The organism is Streptomyces sp. NPDC028331 (assembly GCF_055565775.1).
The window spans coordinates 24,128-44,200 of sequence record NZ_JBVHTR010000012.1 but is presented as its reverse complement, the minus strand read 5'-3'; the positions used below and the strand labels follow the sequence as shown (position 1 = coordinate 44,200).

At 73.6% G+C, this 20,073-nt stretch carries 16 protein-coding genes; 14 read left to right on the top strand and 2 right to left on the bottom strand.

Annotated elements, in window-relative coordinates; translation table 11 throughout:
* The first annotated feature begins 114 nt into the window (after positions 1-114).
* From ACZ4SW_RS19140 to ACZ4SW_RS19120, 5 genes are read left to right on the top strand one after another with little or no spacing between them, the layout of a single operon-like run.
* A complete protein-coding gene (locus tag ACZ4SW_RS19140) occupies positions 115-1,446 on the top strand; it encodes an ABC transporter substrate-binding protein (protein ID WP_468244515.1) in 1,332 nt (443 codons plus the stop codon).
* Positions 1,447-1,471: 25 nt separating this feature from the next.
* On the top strand, positions 1,472-2,449 hold the full coding sequence (locus ACZ4SW_RS19135; RefSeq protein WP_468244512.1) for a carbohydrate ABC transporter permease: 978 nt from the start codon (positions 1,472-1,474) through the stop codon (positions 2,447-2,449).
* A complete protein-coding gene (locus ACZ4SW_RS19130) occupies positions 2,446-3,309 on the top strand; it encodes a carbohydrate ABC transporter permease (protein ID WP_468244509.1) in 864 nt (287 codons plus the stop codon). Before ACZ4SW_RS19135 ends, ACZ4SW_RS19130 begins: the two co-directional genes overlap by 4 nt.
* A gap of 29 nt (positions 3,310-3,338) precedes the next feature.
* Positions 3,339-4,370, top strand: a complete 1,032-nt coding sequence (locus ACZ4SW_RS19125; RefSeq protein WP_468244507.1) for a hydroxyacid dehydrogenase — start codon at positions 3,339-3,341, stop codon at positions 4,368-4,370.
* Positions 4,367-6,268 (top strand): DUF2264 domain-containing protein, encoded by a 1,902-nt coding sequence (locus tag ACZ4SW_RS19120; RefSeq protein ID WP_468244504.1) that lies wholly within the window; start codon positions 4,367-4,369, stop codon positions 6,266-6,268. Before ACZ4SW_RS19125 ends, ACZ4SW_RS19120 begins: the two co-directional genes overlap by 4 nt.
* Positions 6,269-6,279: 11 nt before the next feature.
* Here the strand turns inward: ACZ4SW_RS19120 and ACZ4SW_RS19115 are convergent, their stop codons facing one another.
* Together ACZ4SW_RS19115 and ACZ4SW_RS19110 are read right to left on the bottom strand one after the other, a co-directional pair.
* On the bottom strand, positions 6,280-7,125 hold the full coding sequence (locus ACZ4SW_RS19115; RefSeq protein ID WP_468244501.1) for a chitosanase: 846 nt from the start codon (positions 7,123-7,125) through the stop codon (positions 6,280-6,282).
* 144 nt (positions 7,126-7,269) lie between these two features.
* Positions 7,270-10,071 (bottom strand): SpoIIE family protein phosphatase, encoded by a 2,802-nt coding sequence (locus tag ACZ4SW_RS19110; RefSeq protein ID WP_468244498.1) that lies wholly within the window; start codon positions 10,069-10,071, stop codon positions 7,270-7,272.
* A gap of 221 nt (positions 10,072-10,292) precedes the next feature.
* On the opposite strand from ACZ4SW_RS19110, the gene ACZ4SW_RS19105 reads away from it, so the two are divergent.
* The 9 genes from ACZ4SW_RS19105 to hypE all read left to right on the top strand — a co-directional run bounded on the left by ACZ4SW_RS19105 (position 10,293) and on the right by hypE (position 20,012).
* Positions 10,293-12,023 (top strand): enoyl-CoA hydratase-related protein, encoded by a 1,731-nt coding sequence (locus ACZ4SW_RS19105; RefSeq protein ID WP_468244495.1) that lies wholly within the window; start codon positions 10,293-10,295, stop codon positions 12,021-12,023.
* 53 nt (positions 12,024-12,076) lie between these two features.
* Positions 12,077-13,267, top strand: a complete 1,191-nt coding sequence (locus tag ACZ4SW_RS19100; protein WP_468244492.1) for a hypothetical protein — start codon at positions 12,077-12,079, stop codon at positions 13,265-13,267.
* A complete protein-coding gene (locus ACZ4SW_RS19095) occupies positions 13,264-13,806 on the top strand; it encodes a hydrogenase maturation protease (RefSeq protein ID WP_468244489.1) in 543 nt (180 codons plus the stop codon). Before ACZ4SW_RS19100 ends, ACZ4SW_RS19095 begins: the two co-directional genes overlap by 4 nt.
* A 70-nt stretch (positions 13,807-13,876) precedes the next feature.
* On the top strand, positions 13,877-14,272 hold the full coding sequence (gene hypA, locus ACZ4SW_RS19090; protein ID WP_468244486.1) for a hydrogenase maturation nickel metallochaperone HypA: 396 nt from the start codon (positions 13,877-13,879) through the stop codon (positions 14,270-14,272).
* Positions 14,273-14,275: 3 nt separating this feature from the next.
* The gene (hypB, locus tag ACZ4SW_RS19085; protein ID WP_468244484.1) at positions 14,276-15,025 is read left to right on the top strand and encodes a hydrogenase nickel incorporation protein HypB; all 750 of its coding nucleotides are present in this window, start codon (positions 14,276-14,278) and stop codon (positions 15,023-15,025) included.
* The gene (gene hypF, locus ACZ4SW_RS19080) at positions 15,022-17,457 is read left to right on the top strand and encodes a carbamoyltransferase HypF (RefSeq protein WP_468244481.1); all 2,436 of its coding nucleotides are present in this window, start codon (positions 15,022-15,024) and stop codon (positions 17,455-17,457) included. The genes hypB and hypF overlap by 4 nt, the downstream gene beginning before the upstream one ends.
* Positions 17,458-17,510: 53 nt before the next feature.
* A complete protein-coding gene (locus ACZ4SW_RS19075) occupies positions 17,511-17,819 on the top strand; it encodes a HypC/HybG/HupF family hydrogenase formation chaperone (RefSeq protein WP_468244478.1) in 309 nt (102 codons plus the stop codon).
* Positions 17,816-18,940, top strand: coding sequence for a hydrogenase formation protein HypD (gene hypD / locus ACZ4SW_RS19070; RefSeq protein WP_468244475.1), 1,125 nt, complete (start codon positions 17,816-17,818; stop codon positions 18,938-18,940). The genes ACZ4SW_RS19075 and hypD overlap by 4 nt, the downstream gene beginning before the upstream one ends.
* Positions 18,933-20,012 carry a hydrogenase expression/formation protein HypE gene (gene hypE / locus ACZ4SW_RS19065; protein WP_468244472.1) on the top strand — a complete coding sequence of 360 codons (1,080 nt, stop codon included), beginning with the start codon at positions 18,933-18,935 and terminating at the stop codon, positions 20,010-20,012. Before hypD ends, hypE begins: the two co-directional genes overlap by 8 nt.
* Positions 20,013-20,073: the final 61 nt, after the last annotated feature.

Genomic DNA, 20,073 nt, shown 5'->3' with positions numbered 1-20,073 from the left:
ACCGCTTTATTTTCTTCTGATCGCTCTATTGACCGTTTCTCGTGGGGCCATGAGGATTCCCGTGTCTCGAACAGGTCGTGTCCGCACCGGACACCAGGAGCCGCGGGAGGCACCATGCCTGGTCGACAGAGCCGTCGATCCGTGCTCGCCGCGATGGCCGCGCTACCGCTGACAGGGGCCGTGAGCGCCTGCAGCGGCTCGGCGGGTTCCCCGTCGCGCGGCACCGGCAGGACCACGCGCATCACGTTCTGGTCCGCCCTGCGCGGCAGCCAGGAGGTGGTGGACGCGTTCAACCGCACGCACGACCGTATTCAGGTCGACTTCCAGCAGATCCCCTCCGGGGGACAGGGCGGTTACGCCAAACTCAGCAACGCCGCCCGGGCCGGCAACGCGCCCGACGTCGCCACCATCGAGTACCCGCAGGTCCCCGGCTTCGCCATCGACGGCGTCGCCCGCGACATCACCGCGCTCGTCAGCGACACCCTGCGCGCGAAACTGCTGCCGCAGGCCCTCGGCCTGACCACGTTCCAGGGGCGGGTCTTCAGCGTCCCGCTCGACGTGGAACCCATGGTCATGCACTACCGGGCGGATCTCTTCGAGACGTACGGACTGCGGGTGCCGCGCACCTGGGACGAGTTCGCCGACCTCGCCCACACCGTCAGGCGCACGGCGCCGGAACGGCGGCTCGTGTTGTTCCCCACCGACGGGGCCACCCAGTTCGCCGCGTACTCCTGGCAGGCGGGCGCCCACTGGTTCGACACCTCCCAGGGCGCCTGGAACGTCTCCCTCGCGGACGCCCCCACCCGCCACGTGGCGGCGTACTGGCAGCGGCTGATCGACGACGACGTGGTGTTCGTGAACGCCGTCGAAAGCCGTCAGTCCGACGCCCAGATCGGCGACGGACTGGTGCTGACCCGGCTCAGCGGAGCGTGGGACGCCGGCGCCCAGATGAAGGCGCGGCCCGCGCAGAAGGGCCGGTGGCGCATCGCCCCGCTGCCCCAGTGGGACACGGGCCGCCCCCACGTCGGCACGCACGGCGGCTCCACCTTCGCCGTCACCAAGGACAGCAGGCACCCGGAGGCCGCCATGGAGTTCATCGAATGGCAGGTCTCCCACCCGGACGCGCTGCGCGCCCGTCTCTCCAGCGGCACCAGCAGCCAGTACCCGGCGGCCTCCGCCCTCGTCGCCGTGGGACGCGCCGCCTTCGACCGGTCCTACTACGGAGGCCAGGACATCTACCGCCTCTTCGAACAGGAGGCCCACAAGATCCGCGACGGCTGGGTCTGGGGCCCCCGGATGACCGCCACCGGGAGGGTGATGCAGGACTCCTTCGCCCGCGTGGGCGCCGGCCAGGGCACCCTCATCGACGCCGTGCGCGCGGCTCAGGACGGCACCATGCCCGACCTGAAGGCCCTGGGCCTGGCCACCACCCAGCACAGCACCTGAGCCGCCCGAAAGGCAGGTGACACCCGTGACCGCGACCACCCCGCACGCCCCGGCCGCCCCGCTCCACCCGGCCGCACCGGCCACCGCCCGCCGCACCCGCACGACCGCCAGGCGCCGTCGACTCGCCGCCTGCGCCGCCCTGATGGCGCCCTTCTTCGCCCTGCTCGTCACCGTCTTCCTCATCCCCGTCGGCACCGCCGTCTACCTCAGCTTCTCCAGCGACGACCACCCCGGACTCGGGTTCGGCCCCGGCCGCACGGTCTTCGTCGGGCTGCGCAGCTACGCGGCCGTCCTCACCGACCCCACCTTCCTGTCCGGACTCGCCACGGTCGCCCTCTACTGCCTCGTCTACATCCCCGTCATGGTCGTCGGCGCGCTCGCGCTCGCGCTGCTGCTGGACTCCGGCGTCGTACGCCTGCGCGCCTGGGCCCAGCTCGGCCTCTTCCTGCCGCACGCCGTGCCCGGCATCATCGCGGCCCTGATCTGGCTGTACCTCTACACGCCCGGCATCAGCCCCGTCATCGCCCTGTTCGCCAAGGCCGACATCACCGTCGACTTCCTCGGCCTGCACACCGTGCTGCCCTCCATGGTGAACATCGCCGTGTGGAGCAACCTCGGCTACAACATGGTCGTCTTCTACGCCGCCCTGCAGGCCGTGCCCCGAGAGGTGATCGAGGCGTCCGTCGTCGACGGCGCCGGACCGGTGCGCACGGCCCTCCAGGTCAAGGCGCCGCTGGTGCGCGCCTCGATCGTGACGGTCGCCATGTTCACCCTGATCTGGGGACTGCAGCTGTTCACCGAGCCGATGCTGCTCAGCCAGTCCTCACCGATGATCAACTCCCGCTTCTCGCCGAGCATGTACATCTACGACGCGGCCTTCACCCGGAACAACTACAGCCTGGCGGCGGCCGCTTCGGTCGTCCTGCTGCTGTGCACCATCGCCCTGTCCTACGGCGTGACCCGCTTCACCAGCCGCTCCACCACCGCCGAGGAGGCCCGATGAGCGCCACCGGCACCACCCTCCCGCGCCCCAGGCTGCTCGGCCGGGCCACCGCCAACGCCGTCGTCGCGCTGTCCGTGCTGTACACCCTGCTGCCGGTGCTGTGGCTGGTCCTCGCCGCGGGCAAGACCAGGGACGCGCTGTTCGGCAGCGACCTGCTGTCCCTGAAGGACTTCTCCTTCCTGACGAACCTGCACGACCTGTTCGCCATGGACGACGGCCAGTACGGGCGCTGGTACCTCAACAGCCTGCTCTACGCGGTCGTCGGCGCCGCGCTCGGCGCGCTGATCAGCGTCGCCTGCGGCTACGCCTTCGACAAGTACCGCTTCCGGCACAAGGAGAAGCTGTTCGGCCTGGTCCTCGCGGCGGTCATGGTCCCGCAGACCGTCCTCGCGCTCCCGCTGTACCTGATGGCCTCCGGCGCCGGCCTGGTCAACACCTTCTGGGCGGTGTTCATCCCGGTCCTGTTCAACCCGTTCGGCGTCTACCTGGGCCGCATCTTCAGCCAGGGATACGTGCCCGACGAGGTGCTGGAGGCCGCGCGCATGGACGGCGCCGGAGAGCTGACCACGTACGCCAGGGTGGCGCTGCGCATGCTCGGACCCGGTCTGGTGACCGTGTTCCTCTTCCAGCTCACCGCCATCTGGAACAACTTCTTCCTGCCCATGGTGATGCTGTCGAACCAGGACCTCTATCCCGTCAGCCTCGGCCTGTACACCTGGAACAGCTCGGCCTCCGTGTCACCCGAGTACTACCCCGTGGTGATCACGGGCTCGCTGCTCGCCGTCCTCCCGCTGATCCTCGCCTTCGTCCTGCTGCAGCGCTTCTGGCGCAGCGGACTGACCGCCGGCGCCGTCAAGTAGCCCCTCCCGTCAGGAGTTCCCGCACCGACATGACCCTCTCGACGCCAGGACCCGGCTTCCGCCCCCGTGCCGCCCTCGCCATGTCCCCCGAGGCCGCCGCGGCCGTCCTCGACCCCGAGTCGCTGGACGCGCTCGCCGCGCTCTGCGACCTCACCCCGCCGCCCGTCCTGGACGACTTCACCACACCCCGGGCCCGCGCCGTCCTCGCCGACGTCGACCTGCTGGTCACCGGCTGGGGCTGCCCCCCGCTCGACGAGGACGCGCTCGCGGCGGCGCCCCGGCTGCGCGCGGTCGTGCACACCGCGGGCAGCGTCCGCGGCCACATCACCGACGCCTGCTGGGAGCGCGGCGTCCAGGTGTCCTCCGCGGCCTCCGCCAACGCCGTCCCGGTCGCCGAGTACACCCTCGCGATGATCCTGCTCACCGGCAAGCACGTCCTGGAACGCGCCCGCGCCTACCGCGCCACCCGCACCCGGGACGACTGGCTGCGCACCCCCCGCACCATCGGCAACCACCGCCGCACCATCGGCATCCTGTCCGCGTCGCTCACCGGCCGCCGCGTCATCGAACTGCTCCGTCCGCACGACCTGCACGTCCTCCTCCACGACCCGTACGTCACCGACGCCGACATCGCCCGACTCGGCGTGGAACGCGTGGCGCTGGACGAGTTGTTCACCCGCAGCGACACCGTCAGCGTGCACACCCCGCTGCTGCCCGCCACCCGCGGCCTGGTCAGCCGCGAACTGATCCAGGCCATGCGCCCCGGCGCCGTCCTCATCAACACCGCCCGCGGCGCGGTCGTCGACCAGGACGCGCTCGCGGAGGCCGCCGTGGCCGGCCGCGTCCGCGCCGTCGTCGACGTCACCGACCCCGAAGTGCTGCCGCCGGAGCACCCGTTGTGGGACTGCGACAACGTTCTCATCACCCCCCACCTGGCCGGCTCCCAGGGCAACGAGTGGCGCCGCCTCGCCGACCTCGCCCTGGCCGAGACCGCGCGCTGGGCCTCCGGCGCCGGCTTCCTGCATCCCGTACGACGCGAAAGGCTGGCATTCCAGGCATGAGCAGCACGAGCATCCCCTTCGAACTGCCTCCGGAGAACCGCGAGTCGAGCCCGTACACCGGATACACCCGGGCCCACTGGGAGGCCGTCGCGGACGGGCTGCTGGCCTCGGCGTGGCGCTGGAGCACACCGGATCGCGCCCTGCTCCACCTGCCCGGGCGTCCCTCCCGCTCGGGAGTGCGCTCCGACGGACTGGAGGGCTATGCCCGCACGTTCCTGGCCGCCGCCTTCCGGGTGGCGGGCGCCGCCGGCGACGACCCGCACGGCTGGCTGGAGCGGTACGCGCGCGGCCTCGCCGCCGGCACCCGCACCCCCGGCCGCGACGACACCGCGTCCTGGCCGCTGATCCTGGACCACGACGTGCAGGGCCAGCCGATGGTGGAGTCCGCGTCGGTCGCGCTCGGGCTGCGCCTGACGGCGCCCTGGCTGTGGAAGAACCTCGACGCCGGGGTCCAGGACCGCGCGGAGGAATGGCTGCGCGGGGCGCTGCGCCACACACCCGCGCCGAACAACTGGTACCTCTTCCCGTACACCGTCGCCGGGTTCCTGGAGTCGGTCGGCCGCGGCGACGCGCAGACGGCCGCGGCACGGCAGCGGGCGCTGGACCTGCTGGAGGAGTGGTACAGGGGCGACGGCTGGTACGCGGACGGGGACGGCCGCGCCTTCGACCACTACAACGGCTGGGCCCTGCACCTGTACCCGGTGCTCGACGCCCACCTCGCCGGGGACGAGGAGTCGTCCGCCCGCCACGGGGCGCGGCTGCGGGAGCACCTGGACGGCTTCTCGCTGATGTTCGGCGCGGACGGTGCGCCGCTGCACTTCGGCCGGTCGCTGGCGTACCGGTTCGCCGCGTCGGCCGCCGTCGGCCTGGGCGCCCTGACCGGCCACACCCCGCTGACCCCGGGCACCTCGCGGCGCCTGGCGAGCGGCAGCCTGCGCTACTTCCTGGACCGCGGCTCGCTGACCGAGGACGGGCTGCTGAGCCTCGGCTGGCACGGCCCGCACGGGGCGACCCTGCAGACCTACTCGGGCCCCGCGTCCCCCTACTGGGCGTCCAAGGCGTTCGTGTCCCTGCTGGCACCCGCCGGTCACCCCCTGTGGACGTCCCGGGAGGAGCCCGCGCCGGCCGAGGAGGCCGACCGGGTGCTCGCCCTGCCCGCGCCGGGGCTGCTGGTGCAGGCCACCCGGGCCGACGGGATCGTACGGCTGCACAACCACGGCAGCGACCATGTGCGGCCCCACGAGGGCGAGTTCGCCGCCGAGGACGATCCGCACTACGGGCGCCAGGCCTACTCCACCCGCACCGGACCCACGGCTTGCGGGAACGTCCCGGACAACCACCTGTCCGTCGAGGTGAACGGCCGGGGAAGCGTACGCCGCCGGATCCGTCCCCTGGGGGCCGGCCACGGCGACGGCTGGGGCTGGGCCGCTTCCTGGCACCGGCCCGTCTTCGTCGCCGGGCCGCCGATGGTGCCGGGCCTGCGCGTGGAGAGCATCACGATCGTCCGGGGACGCCACGAACTGCGGGTCCACCGTGTGGTAGGCGCCCCGGACGGCGCCCGGGTCGTCCACACCGGCTGGGCCACCGGCCCCGAGGAGCCGGTGGTGTCGGAGCTGCACGGGCTGTACGGCTGGGACGAGGGCCCGGAGCCGGTCGCCGCGCCGGGCGGCACGGCCTACGCCCGCTGGGCCCGGGTTCCCCGGCTCACCGCACGGGCCGGTGGCACCACCGTCCATGTGTGCCTGGCGAGTCTCACGGCGGAACCCGGGCCCGCGCCCCTGGCGGAGGCGGTCGCCGACGTCAGGGTCGACGGCGACGGCGTCGAGGTGACGTGGGCCCACGACGGGGCGCGGTCCCGGGTCGCCTTCCGGCCGCTCGGCGTCTCGCTCCTGCAGTGAGTGACGGGCCGTCAGCCGATGTGGTAGCTGTCCCCGTACACCTTCCAGTCCAGCGGCGGGTCGAGGTTCAGGTTGCCCTTGCGCAGGAACACCCGCTGTTCGGTGTCGACCCTGCTGGTGTCACTGTGGGCCTCCTCCTGCTTCATGGCCCACACCCGCGCGTCGAGGAAGGCGTTCAGGTAGGCCACCTCGCCGCCGCCCTGCGCCGGCGGCTTCGCCGTGCGCAGGGCCCGCTTGCGGATGTTGCGGAAGCTCGTGGGGTCGTCCCCGTCGCCGTGCATCACGATGGCGTCGTAGTACGTGAACTGACCGAGGACGCCGAGCCCGTCCGCCTTGCCCTGCCGGACGGCCGGGTTGAAGTACACCCGGTCGCGTTCGTCGTTCTGCGCCTGCTGGAACGCCGCGTCCTGCGCCGCCTTGCGCCAGTCCTTGGGGAAGTTCGGGTCCAGTCCGTCGTGGGAGTCGCTGCCGTTCACACGGCGCAGCGCCGGCAGGTACTTGGCGAGGACGTTGCCGGGCTTGCGGTCGGTGTAGAGCTGCACGAGGTCCAGCATGTCGCCGGTGCCGGAGCAGAATCCGATGATGCCGGCGGTGTAGCCGCGGCCGTCGCCGATGTCCTCGATGTACTTGTACTGGGCCTTCCAGTCGAGGGAGGAGTTCTCCGCGCTGGAGACCAGTTCCATGGCGATCTCCTTCTTCGCGGGGTCGTCGAGCCCGGCCGCCTTCGCCGCCTCGGGCGCCGCCGCCGCGCGCGGGGCGTCGAGGAGCGGGACGGCCGCCAGGGACGCGCCGATGAGCGCGAGGACGGCGCGGCGCGGCGTGCCGGCGGGCTCTGCGTCGGGGGTGTGATGCACCACTGGGACTCCAAGTGAGGGTGGGGGGTGGGTACTTGGGCCGTGCTTGTTAGGAAGGTTTCCTATCAGATGGCCTGACGTCCGGTCACCCGTACGGCGGGCAAGAGACTGGTAAGAGAGCGCGGGGACGAACGGGGCGTCCGCCCCTCAGGGCAGCGGCTGCTCGGCCCAGATGACCTTGCCCCTGGGCGTGTAGCGGGTGCCCCAGCGTTCGGTGAGCTGGGCCACGAGGAACAGGCCGCGCCCGCCCTCGTCGGTCATGGCCGCGTACCGCAGGTGGGGCGAGGTGGTGCTGCCGTCGAAGACCTCGCAGATCAGGCTGCGGTCGTACAGCATGCGGACGCGCACCGGCGCGCTGCCGTACCGGATCGCGTTGGTGACCAGCTCGCTGAGGACCAGCTCCGTGGTGAACGCCAGCTCCTCCAGGCCCCACCGAGCCAACTGCCGGGTCACCGTCGCCCGCACCTCGGCGACGGCCGCCGGATCCGTCGGCACCTGCCACTCGGCCACCCGGTCGGCGGCAAGGGCCCGGGTGCGGGCGACGATCAGGGCGATGTCGTCGCTCGGCTGGTCCGGCAACTCCGACTCCAGCACGGCCCGGCAGGTGTCCTCCGGCGACGGCCCGGCACCGGCCAGCGCGGTGCGCAGCAGTTCCAGGCCGTCGTCGATGTCCCGGTTCCGGTCCTCGACCAGCCCGTCGGTGTACAGCACCAGCCGGCTGCCCTCCGCCAGCTCCAGGTCGGCCGTCTCGAACGGAAGCCCCCCGAGGCCGAGCGGGGGACCGGCCGGAATGTCGGGGAACTCCACGCTCCCGTCCGGCCGGACCACGGCCGGCGGCGGATGGCCGGCCCGGGCCAGCGTGCAGCGCCGGGAGACCGGGTCGTAGATCGCGTACAGACAGGTCGCACCCGTCACGGGGGCGCTGCCGGGGTCGGTCGCCTCGTCCTGGTCGATGCGGCCGACCAATTCGTCGAGGAGCCCCAGGAGTTCGTCCGGCGGCGGGTCCAGCGCGGAGAAGTTGTGGACCGCGGTGCGCAGCCGCCCCATCGTGGCCGCGGCGTGCAGCCCGTGGCCCACGACGTCGCCCACCACCAGCGCCACCCTGGCTCCGGACAACGGCAGTACGTCGAACCAGTCTCCGCCCACCCCCGCCTGCGCCGGAAGGTACCGGTAGGCGATGTCCAGGGCACCCTGCTCGGGCAGCGTCCGCGGCAGCAGACTGCGCTGCAGCGTCACCGCCATGCTGTGCTCGCGGGTGAACCGGCGCGCGTTGTCGATGGAGACCGCGGCGCGGGCGACCAGCTCCTCGGCGAGGGCCAGGTCCTCCGTGTCGAAGGGCTCGGGCTTCTCGCAGCGCCAGAAGTTGACCAGGCCCAGGATCAGCGTCCCCGCCCGCACCGGCACCGTGATCAGCGAGTGGATCCCGTACTCCACCACCTGGGCCGCCCGCTCGGTGTCCTGCGCCAGCCAGCCCGGGGCCTCGGCGAGACGGGGCTCGAGGACCGCCCGTCCGCTCCGCAGGCCCACGGCCTGCGGAGCGGACGGGACCCAATGGACCCGCCGGCCCACCGGGTACAGGGGAGAGTCCTTGCGGATGCCGCTGAACGCCGTGCGGCACAGTTCGGTCCCCGCCTCCGGCTCCTCACCGCCGAGCACCGCGTCGTACAGGTCCACGCTCGCGAAGTCCGCGAACCGGGGGACGGCCAGCTCGGTCAGCTCCTCGGCGGTACGCGTCACATCCAGGCCGGTCCCGATGCCCAGGCCGGCGTCGTAGAGCAGGCTGAGGCGCTCCCGCGCCACCTCGGCACGGCCGGACAGGGCGCGCAGCTCCGTGGAGTCGCGCAGCGTGGCCACACTGCCGAGCGGGCCGCCGTCCACGTCGGTGGGCCGCTGGTTGACGGCCAGCAGCCGGTCCCCGACCAGGTGCACCTCGTCGGTGGCGACCCGCCCGGACGCCAGGAGGGCGGCGGTCTCCGGGGCGAGGCCCAGCTCGGAGACATGCCGCCGCTCGGCGTCCTTCGGCAGGCCGAGCAGGCGGTGCGCCTCGTCGTTGGCGAGCAGCAGGTCGCCGTCCTCGCCGAGGATCAGCACCCCTTCCCGCACCGAGTGCAGCACCGCGTCGTGGTGCTCGTACATGCGGGTCATCTCCCGCGGCCCCAGGCCGTGGGTCTGGCGCAGCAGCCGCCTGCTGACCAGCGCCGTTCCCGCCGTGGCCAGGGCCAGGCCCAGCGCCGCGGCGGCCAGGACGAGCGGGAGCTGCCGGTTCGCCGCGCCGCCCACGCGTTCCGTCGTGATCCCGGCCGCCACCAGGCCCACGACCTTGCCGTCGGGCGCCTTGACGGGCACCACCGCCTGCACCAGCCGCCCGATGGTCCCGTTGATCTCCTCGATCTCGGTGCCGCCGGCCAGCGCCGGCCGGATGTCCCCGACGAACTTCTTGCCGATGCGGTCCGGTCGAGGGTGGGTGTAGCGGATCCCGTCGGTGTTCATGACGACGACGAAGTCGACCTTCGCCGCCGTGCGGGCGGCCTCGGCCCGCGGCTGCAGCACGGCCGTGGGGTCGGGGCTGCTCAGCGCCTGGGCCGTGCCCGGCGCGTTGGCGAACGCCTCGGCGACGGCGAGGGAGCGGTGGCGGGCCTCCTGCGTGGTGTCGTGCCGCACCTGCAGCACCAGCGCCACCACCGACGCGAGGACCAGCAGCAGCACGATGACCACCTGCAGGACGAAGACCTGCCCGGCGACGCTGCGCCCGCCCAGGACCGCCCGCAGTCCCGCCCCCGGCCGCCGACCGGACCGGCTCGCCTCCCGCTCGCGGCGGGCGAGCGAACGGCGCGGGGCTCGCCCCGGGCCCTGTTCGGACGCCCCTGGAGGGCGGTCGTGCGCGGGTGCGCGCACACCGCTGGGACGACGGGGCGAACGGGTACCGGGTCGCCCCGGAAGCCGGACCATGTGCCATGTTTACACTGCCGTGCCCCGGGAGGCGAGGGGCGTCACGGAGGGTGGCGGTTCCGGAACAGTCCCCGTGACGTGCCCGCCGCCGAGTGGCGGCCCCGATACCCGCCTTTCGAGTGAACCTGCCGCCTGTCTACGGGGACGGCCGAGGGGGCGTGGCCGACGATCGCAGACGGCCGGGCACATCTGTCCGTACCGTCGTCCGCCGGGAGTACGCCGTGCACATTCTGCTCGTGGCCAGCGCGTTCAACAGCCTCACCCAGCGCGTCCATGCCGAACTGCGCGACCGCGGGCACACCGTCGCCGTGGAACTGGCCCTGCCCGACGGTTCGCTGAGCCGGGCCGTACGGCGGCACGCCCCCCAACTCGTCCTGGCGCCGATGCTGAGGACGGCGATCCCCCGGGAGGTGTGGGAGGCGTACCCGTGCTTCGTCGTCCACCCCGGTCCCGTCGGGGACCGGGGGCCGTCCTCCCTGGACTGGGCCGTCCAGGAGGGCGCCGAGCGGTGGGGCGTGACGGTCCTCCAGGCGGAGGAGGAGATGGACGCCGGTGCGGTGTGGGCGTCCGTCGCCTGCCCCCTCCCGCCGCTGTCCAAGAGCGACCTGTACCGGGGCGAGATCGCCGACGCCGCCCTCGCCGCCGTCCTCCTCGCCGTGGAGCGCTTCGCGTCGGGGACCCACGCCCCCGTACGCCAGGACACGGCGCGCACCCGTCCGTATCTCGACCAGAGCGTGCGGCGCATCGACTGGGACGCCGACACCACCGACACCGTGGTGCGCAAGCTCCGCGCCGCCGACTCGCAGCCCGGCGTGCTGGACGTGCTGCTCGGCGACGAGTGGTACCTGCACGGCGGCCACCCCGAGAACGATCTGTGCGGCGCCCCCGGGCAACTGCTCGCCACCCGGGCCGGGGCGATCTGCCGGGCGACCCGGGACGGCGCCGTGTGGATCCCCGAGCTGCGGCGGCGGCGCCGCCCGGGGCAGCCGCGCTCACTCAAACTCCCCGCCGTGCAGGCACTCGGCGACCGGCTGCCCTCGCTCCCGGAGCTGCCCGTGCCCCCGGGCGCGCGGTGGCCCACCTGGACGGACATCCGCTACCGCGAGGAGGGCGGCGCCGGCTTCCTGTCGTTCTCCTTCCCCGGCGGCGCGATGAGCACCACGCAGTGCCGGCGCCTGCTGGACGCCTACCGGGACGCCTGCGCGCGCCCCACCTCGGTGCTGGTCCTCGGCGGGCAGCGGGACTTCTTCTCCAACGGGATCCACCTGGGCGTCATCGAGGGCGCCGAGGACCCGGCGGCCGAGTCCTGGGCGAACATCAACGCCATCGACGACCTGGTCGAGGCGGTCCTGACGACCACGGACCGGCTGGTGGTGGCCGCGCTCGCGGGCAACGCGGCGGCGGGCGGCGTGATGCTCGCCCTGGCGGCGGACGAGGTGTGGTGCCGCTCCGGCTGCGTACTGAATCCCCACTACCGGCTGATGGGCCTCACCGGCTCCGAGTACTGGACGTACACGCTGCCCCGCCGGGCGGGCGCCGCCGCGGCCGACCGGATCGTGGGCGAGGCGTTGCCGATGAGCGCCGCGAGCGCCCACGGCCTCGGGCTGGTCGACCGGGTGATCGACTGCGCGCCGCAGGACTTCGCCGCGGAGACCGGCCGGCTGGCGGCGCGGCTGGCGTCGCTGCCGGGGACACGGACGCGGATCGCGGCGAAGAAGGAGGCGCTGGAGCGCCAGCAGAGCACCGAGCCGCTGTCGGCCTTCCGGGAACGGGAGCTGGCCGCGATGCACCGCGTCTTCCACGACCCGGACGCCTCCTACCACGCCCTCAGGCGCGCTTTCGTCCGCAAGGAGAAGCCGTCGTGCACACCCCCGCACCTCGCCCTCCCCACCGGCCCCCGGACGGCGGCGGACCCCCTCCGCGTCGAGGCCGCCGAGGAGCCCACTCCCTGACCGGGCGCCCCGTTCGTCCGGGGCTCTGAGCCGGCACCACAGGAAGGACCGCCATGAGCGTGACCGCGTTCGCCCCGCAGACCGAGGCCCGCTTCGCCCTCGCCCGGAAGGTGGCGGACGCCGTCCTCTTCGAGGGCTGCCCGCTCCACCCGTACCGGACCTCCGCCCCCGGCACCCGGCTGCGCAGGCAGTGCGGCGTACTCGTACCCCCCGCCTGGGGCGCGGGCAGCGAGGACTACGACTTCCAGCACACCGAATGCCTGATGGAGCCCGGGCCCGACGCGACCCTCGCGGTCGAGCTGCGCTTCCTGCGCGCCCGGCGGCGCACGGTCCAACGGGCGCTGCCCACGGGCGAGTTCGAGACGGTGCCCGAACTCAGGGTCGGCGAGGGCCTCCTGGCGCCCTGCGACGAGGGCACCGAGGAGCGCGTCGAGGCGGTCGTCACGGTGGACGAGCTGACCGGCGGCGACGGGGTCCTGGTCGCCTTCGGCCGCCCCGCGGCGGAGGAGTGCGAACAGATCTCCGGCGAGGACGGCCGGGTCCTCGGCCGTACCGTCCGCCGGGGTGAGGAGATCAGCGGCCTGCTGCGGCTGTCGGCCCACCGCATGGAGGGGCCCTGCCCCGTCCTGCGCCTCACCGCCGTGGTCGAGAACACCGGCACCTGGGCGCCCGAGGCCGGGCAGGCCGCCGACCGGGGAGCCGCCCTGCCGCACTCCCTGCTCTCCACCCATCTGCTGATGGGCCTGAGCGCCGGCTCCTTCCTGTCGATGAGCGATCCCCCGGAATGGGCCAGGCCCGCAATCGCCTCCTGCCGCAATCTGCACACCTGGCCCGTCCTCGTCGGTGAACCCGGCCACGCGGACGTGATGCTGTCCTCACCGGTCGTCCTGGAGGACCACCCGGGCATCGACGCGCAGGGCGCTCCGCGCGCCGGCACGCCGTGGTGGGACCCGGCGGAGGAGCCCGGCGACGCCCCGGACACCGAGCGGGTGCTCGTGGACGGGCGGCCGGTGGGCCCCGGAAGCCGGGTGCGGCTCAACCCGGGGCAGCGGCGCACCGACGCCCAGGACGTGTTCCTGCGGGGCCGTCCCGCGACCGTCGAGGCCCTGCGGCACGACGTGGACGGCTCCGTCCACCTGGCGGTGACCGTGGACGACGACCCGGGCGCCGACGTCCGCCGCGAGCGGGGAACCTTCCACTACTTCCGCCCCGACGAGGTCACCCCGCTGGAGGAGCACCTGTGAGCGGCACCGTTCTCGTCGCCGGCATCGGGAACGTCTTCCTCGGCGACGACGGCTTCGGCGTGGAGACCGTCCGCGCGCTCACCCGCCGCCGACTGCCCGCCGGCGTCGAGGTCGTGGACATCGGCGTCCGCGGCGTGCACCTCGCCTACCAGCTCCTCGACGGCTACGACACCCTGGTCCTGGTGGACGCCACCGCGCGCGGCGAGGCCCCCGGCACCCTGTACGTCATCGAACACGACGACACGGGCGCGGACGCGCTCCAAGGGGTCGCGATCGACGGCCACCGGATGACCCCCGACGCCGTACTCGCCCTGCTGAGCACGCTCTGCGCCGGAACCGGAGCCGTGCCGCCGCGTCGCACGCTCGTGGTCGGGTGCGAACCGGCCTCGGTGGAGGAGCGCGTCGGCCTCAGTCCGCCCGTGTCCGCCGCGGTCCCCGAGGCCGTCCGGCTGATCGAGGAGCTGCTGTGCGGCGAACGGCGTACGCCGCCGGGCGGTGACGGCGTGCCGGTCCACGGGCCCGGGGCGCCTCACCTCTAATGGATTGCGGCGCGCACGCGGTCCCCGTCCCCACGGGACGGGGACCCGGCCTTCGCCGGGACGGAGACCCATGCACGAGATGTCCATCGCGCTGGCGGTGATCGGCCAGGTGGAAGAGGCGGCCGAGCGGGCCGGTGACGTCACCGCCGTGCGTTCGGTACGGCTCCAGGTGGGCGAACTCGCCGGTGTCGTACCCGACGCCCTGTCCTTCTGCTTCGAACTGGCCTGCGCCGGGACCGTGCTGGAGGGCGCCGAACTCGTCACCGAGGAGGTGCCGGGGCGGGCCCGCTGCGAGCCGTGCGCGCACGAATGGGCCGTCGGCATGCCACCCCTGCTGAGCTGCCCGCGGTGCGACGGCGGCGCCATCGATCTGCTGTCGGGCCGGGAACTCCAGATCGTCAGCGTGCACTGGGAGGACACCCGGACGCCCGCACCCACCCGCGAAACCGTCCCCGAGGAGCGCTGAACCATGTGCCGAGTGGTCGACCTGCAACAGGCCGTACTCGCCAAGAACGACCAGGCCGCGCACACCCTGCGGGCGGACCTCGCGGCCCGCGGCACCGCCGTCGTCAACCTGCTGTCCAGCCCGGGCAGCGGAAAGACGGCCCTCCTGGAACGGGAACTCACGCTGGCCCGGGAGCGTTCCGTGCCGGTCGCGGCGCTCACCGCCGACCTCGCCACCGAGAACGACGCGGTGCGCCTGGCCCGGTCGGGCGTCCCGGTCAAGCAGGTCCTCACCGACGGACTGTGCCATCTCGAGGCCGACATGCTCGCCCGGCACCTCCACGGGTGGCTGCCCGAGGCGACCCGGTTGCTGTTCGTGGAGAACGTCGGAAACCTCGTCTGCCCCGCCTCCTACGACCTGGGGGAGACGCTGCGCGTGGTGCTCGCCTCCGTGACCGAGGGCGAGGACAAGCCGCTGAAGTACCCCACCGCCTTCGGCCTGGCCCACCTGGTGGTGGTCACCAAGACCGACATCGCCGAGGCCGTCGCCTTCGACCTGGCGGCGTTCCGCGCGAACGTCGAGCAGGTCAACCCCGGGGTGGAGGTGCTGCTCACCTCCGCCCGCCGGGACCTCGGGCTCGGCGCCCTGCTCGACCGGGCCCTGGCCGCCGCGGACGACGGCCCCCCGCACACACCCGTCATGGCCCGGCCGGCCCACGGCCACAGCCATGACCACACGGACCACGCCGGCGCCCTGGCGCAGTCCCGCTCGTGAGCGCTTCGCCCGCGACGGCCGCCGCCGTCCAGGCCCCGCTGCGCCGCAGGGTCACCGTGCGGGGCGTGGTCCAGGGCGTCGGCTTCCGGCCGTACGTCCACGGCCTCGCCACCTCCCTCGGCCTGTCGGGGCAGGTGACCAACACCCCGGACGGTGTCGTCGTGGAGGTCGAGGGGACGCCCGCGGCCGTCGGCCGGTTCTGCGACCGCATCGCCGAGGACGCGCCACCGCTGGCCCGCGTGGAGCGCGTCGACCACCAGGACGTGCCCGCCACCGGCGACACCACGTTCACCATCCTCGCCTCCCGCACAGACGGCCCCGCGGGCACGCTCATCCCGCCCGACACCGCCACCTGCGCCGCGTGCCTGCGGGAACTCGCGGACCCCGCCGACCGGCGCCACCGCCACCCCTTCATCACCTGCACGCACTGCGGCCCCCGGTTCACGATCGTCACCGGCCTGCCGTACGACCGGGCGAAGACCACCATGGCCGGCTTCCCCCTGTGCCCGGACTGCGCCCGCGAGTACGCCGATCCCGCCGACCGCCGCTTCCACGCGCAACCGGTCGCGTGCCCCTCCTGCGGGCCCCGCCTGCGGCTGCTCGTCCGCCCCCGGGACGGAGGCGGCCCGCCGCAAGAGGTCACGGACACCGACCCCGTCGCCGGGGCGCGCAGGTTGCTGGCCACCGGTGCGATCCTCGCCGTCAAGGGCCTGGGCGGCTACCACCTGGCCTGCGACGCCACCGATCCCGCCGCCGTCGCCCGGCTGCGCGGCCGCAAGGCCCGCGGGGACAAGCCGTTCGCCCTGATGACCCGGGACCCGGACGGCGTCGCACATCTGGTGCGGCTCACCGACGAGGAGCGCGGCCTGCTCACCGGCGCCGTCCGGCCCATCGTGCTGCTGCGCCGCCTGGCGTCCGCGAGCACGGCCCCCCGGCCCGCCGAGGCCGTCGCACCCGGCAGCCCCGACCTCGGCGTCATGCTGCCGTACACCCCCGTCCACCATCTGCTGCTCGGCCTGCCCGGCGACCCCGACGGGCCCCGACTGCTCGTCATGACCAGCGGCAACGTCTCCGGCGAGCCGATCGTCACCGACGACGACGAGGCGCTCGAACGGCTGGCGCACCTGGCCGACGCCTGGCTCGTCCACGACCGGCCCATCCAGGTGCCGTGCGACGACTCCGTGGTGCGCGTGTGCGACGGCAGGCCGCTGATCGTGCGCCGCGCCCGTGGCTACGCCCCCCTCCCGCTGGACCTGCCGGTGCCCGTGCGCCCCGCCCTCGCGGTCGGCGGCGACCTGAAGAACGTGTGCTGTCTCGGCGAGGGCCGCCGGGCCTGGCTGTCCGCGCACATCGGCGACATGGACGACCTCGCCACCCAGCACGCCTTCGAACGCGCCGTGGCCCAACTGGAGTCGATCACCCCGGTGCGGCCCCGGCTGCTGGCCGCGGACCGGCATCCCGCCTACCGCTCCGCCCGGTGGGCGGCCCGCAACGCGGCGGGCCGCCCCGTGGTCCGGGTCCAGCACCACCACGCCCACGTGGCCGCCGCGATGGCCGAGAACGGACTCGACGGCAGCAGGCCGGTGCTCGGAGTCGCCTTCGACGGCACCGGCTACGGCGACGACGGGGCGGTCTGGGGCGGGGAGTTCCTGCTCGCCGACTACGACGGTTTCACCCGCCTCGGACACCTCGCCTATGTGCCGCTGCCCGGCGGCGACACCGCGGTGCACCGGCCGTACCGCATGGCGCTCGCGCATCTGCGCGCCGCGGGCCTCGACTGGTCCGGGGACCTGCCCTGTGTGACGGCCTGTCCGATCGAGGAACGCCGTGTGCTGGCACGGCAGTTGGAACGGAACCTGAACTGTGTGCCCACCTCCAGCATGGGCCGGCTGTTCGACGCGGTGTCCTCCCTGGCCGGCGTCTGCCACCGGGCGGGATACGAGGCCCAGGCCGCCGTCGAGCTGGAGGCCGCCGCACTGCGGGCCCCCGCGGGGGACACCTCCGCGTACGCGTTCGCCGTACGGGACCCGGAGAGGGGCGACGGCCCGGAGACGGAAGTCGGCCGGGGGAGGGACCGCGGCCCGGACGAGAACGGCGGCCCGCTCCTGGCCGACCCCGCGCCCGTCCTCGCCGCGATCGTCGACGACCTCCGCGCGGGCGCGGGGCCGGAGCTGATCGCGGCCCGTTTCCACCGGGCCGTGGCCCACCTCGTGCACCGCGTCTGTGCGCTCGGGCGGGAGCGGCACCACGTCGACACGGTCGCCCTGACCGGCGGCGTGTTCCTCAACTCCCCGCTCTCCTCGGCGTGTGCGCGGGCCCTGGGCGCGGACGGCTTCACGGTGCTGCGCCACCACCTCGTCCCGCCGGGCGACGGGGGCCTGGCCCTCGGACAGCTCGTCGTGGCCGCACGCGCCGGGGCGGGCCCCGACTGACCGACCGTCCCGGCAGCGCCGGGCGACGCACCCCCCACAGCGAGGAGAGGCCCATGTGCCTGGCGGTACCCGGCAGAGTGCTGGACATCGAGGAACGCGACGGCACCCGGATGGCCACCGTCGACTTCGGCGGTGTGGTCAAGGAGGTGTGCCTGGAGTACCTGCCCGACCTTCGGGTCGGCGAGTACGCCATCGTCCACGTCGGCTTCGCCCTGCAGCGCCTCGACGAGGAGTCCGCGAAGCAGACGCTCGAGCTGTTCGCCGAACTCGGCATGTTGCAGGAGGAGTTCGGCGACCCCTGGGAAACAGCCGCGGAAGCGGGCGGAGCGCTGCCGCCCGCGCGCGAGGAGGCGCGGAAGTGAAGTACATCGACGAGTTCCAGGACCCGGATCTGGCACGCCGGCTCCTCGACGAGATCCACGCCACGGTGACCCGGCCCTGGGCGCTGATGGAGGTCTGCGGCGGACAGACGCACAGCATCATCCGCCACGGCATCGACCAACTGCTGCCCGACCAGGTCGAACTGATCCACGGGCCGGGCTGCCCGGTGTGCGTGACCCCGCTGGAGGTCATCGACAAGGCACTGGAGATCGCCTCCCGCCCCGAGGTGATCTTCTGCTCCTTCGGTGACATGCTCCGCGTGCCGGGCACCGGACGCGACCTGTTCCAGGTACGGGGGGAGGGCGGCGACGTACGGGTCGTCTACTCCCCGCTCGACGCGCTCAGGATCGCCCGGCAGAACCCCGGCCGGCAGGTGGTGTTCTTCGGCATCGGCTTCGAGACGACCGCGCCTCCCAACGCGATGACGGTGTACCAGGCGCGCAAGCTCGGTGTCCCGAACTTCAGCATGCTGGTCTCCCATGTGCGGGTGCCCCCCGCCATCGAGGCGATCATGCGCTCCCCGCAGTGCCGGGTGCAGGGCTTCCTGGCCGCGGGACACGTGTGCAGCGTCATGGGGATCGACGAGTACCCGGAGCTGGCCGAGCGCCACCGGGTCCCGATCGTGGTGACCGGATTCGAACCCCTCGACGTCCTGGAGGGCGTGCGCCGGACCGTGGCCCAGCTCGAGCGCGGTGAGCACACCGTCGACAACGCCTACGCCCGCGCGGTCCGCCCCGAGGGGAACCCGGCCGCCAAGGCCATGCTGGAGGACGTCTTCGAGGTCGTCGACCGCTCCTGGCGCGGCATCGGGGTGATCCCGGACAGCGGCTGGCGGCTGTCCGCCAAGTACCGCGACTACGACGCCGAGTACCGGTTCTCGGTCGAGGGCATCCGGACCGAGGAGCCCGCCGCCTGCCGCAGCGGCGAGGTCCTGCAGGGCCTGCTCAAGCCGCACGAGTGCCAGGCGTTCGGCACCGTGTGCACCCCGCGCACCCCGCTCGGCGCCACCATGGTCTCCAGCGAGGGCGCCTGCGCCGCGTACTACCTCTACCGGCGCCTGGACACCACCCCTGCGGCCCGGGAGGCGACCTCCGTTGTCTGACGCCATCGACATCACCGCACCGCTTCCGGACCCGGCGTCCTGGACCTGCCCGGCCCCGCTGCGCGAGCAGTCCCGCATCGTGATGGGCCACGGCGGGGGCGGGGCCCTGTCCGCGGAGCTGGTCCAGGACGTGTTCGCGCCCGCGTTCGGGGGCGAGGTGCTGCACCGGCTCGGCGACGCCGCCGCCCTGTCGCTCGGCGGTCTGCGCCTGGCCTTCTCCACCGACTCCTTCGTCGTGCGGCCGCTGTTCTTCCCCGGCGGCAGCATCGGGGACCTCGCCGTCAACGGCACCGTCAACGACCTCGCGGTCAGCGGGGCCCGGGCGGCCTACCTCTCCTGCGGGTTCATCCTGGAGGAGGGCGTCGAACTCGACACGGTCACCCGGGTCGCCGACACCCTGGGCGCGGCCGCGCGGGCGGCCGGGGTCGAGGTGGTGACGGGCGACACGAAGGTGGTGGAAGCCGGCCACGGCGACGGCATCTACATCAACACCGCCGGGATCGGGCTCATCCCGGCCGGCGTCGACCTGCGGCCGCAGCGGGTCGTCCCCGGGGACGTCGTGATCGTCAGCGGCGCGATCGGCGTGCACGGTGTGGCGATCATGAGCGTGCGGGAGGGGCTGGAGTTCGGCGTGGAGGTCGTCAGCGACTGTGCGCCGCTCGGCGGGCTGGTCGACGCCATGCTCGCCGTCACCCGGGACCTGCACATGCTGCGGGACCCCACCCGGGGCGGGCTGGCGGCCGCGCTGAACGAGATCGCCGCCGCCGCGGGCGCCGGTGTGGTCATCGAGGAGCGCAAGGTCCCCGTCCCGTCGGCCGTCGCCAACGCGTGCGCCGTGCTGGGCCTGGACCCCATGTACGTGGCCAACGAGGGCAAGCTGGTGGCGTTCGTACCGCGTGAGCACGCCGACGCGGTGGTGGAGGCGATGCGTGCCCACCCGCGCGGCGCCGAGGCCACGATCATCGGCGAGGTGGTCCGCGACCACCCCGGCATGGTGGTGGCCCGTACCGGCCTGGGGGGCACCCGGGTGGTCGACATGCCGCTCGGGGAACAGCTCCCCAGGATCTGCTGACCGCAGAGGCTGCGGGCGGTGATTGTCCGGTGATTTCCGAATCCATGGCAAGCGGTTTCAG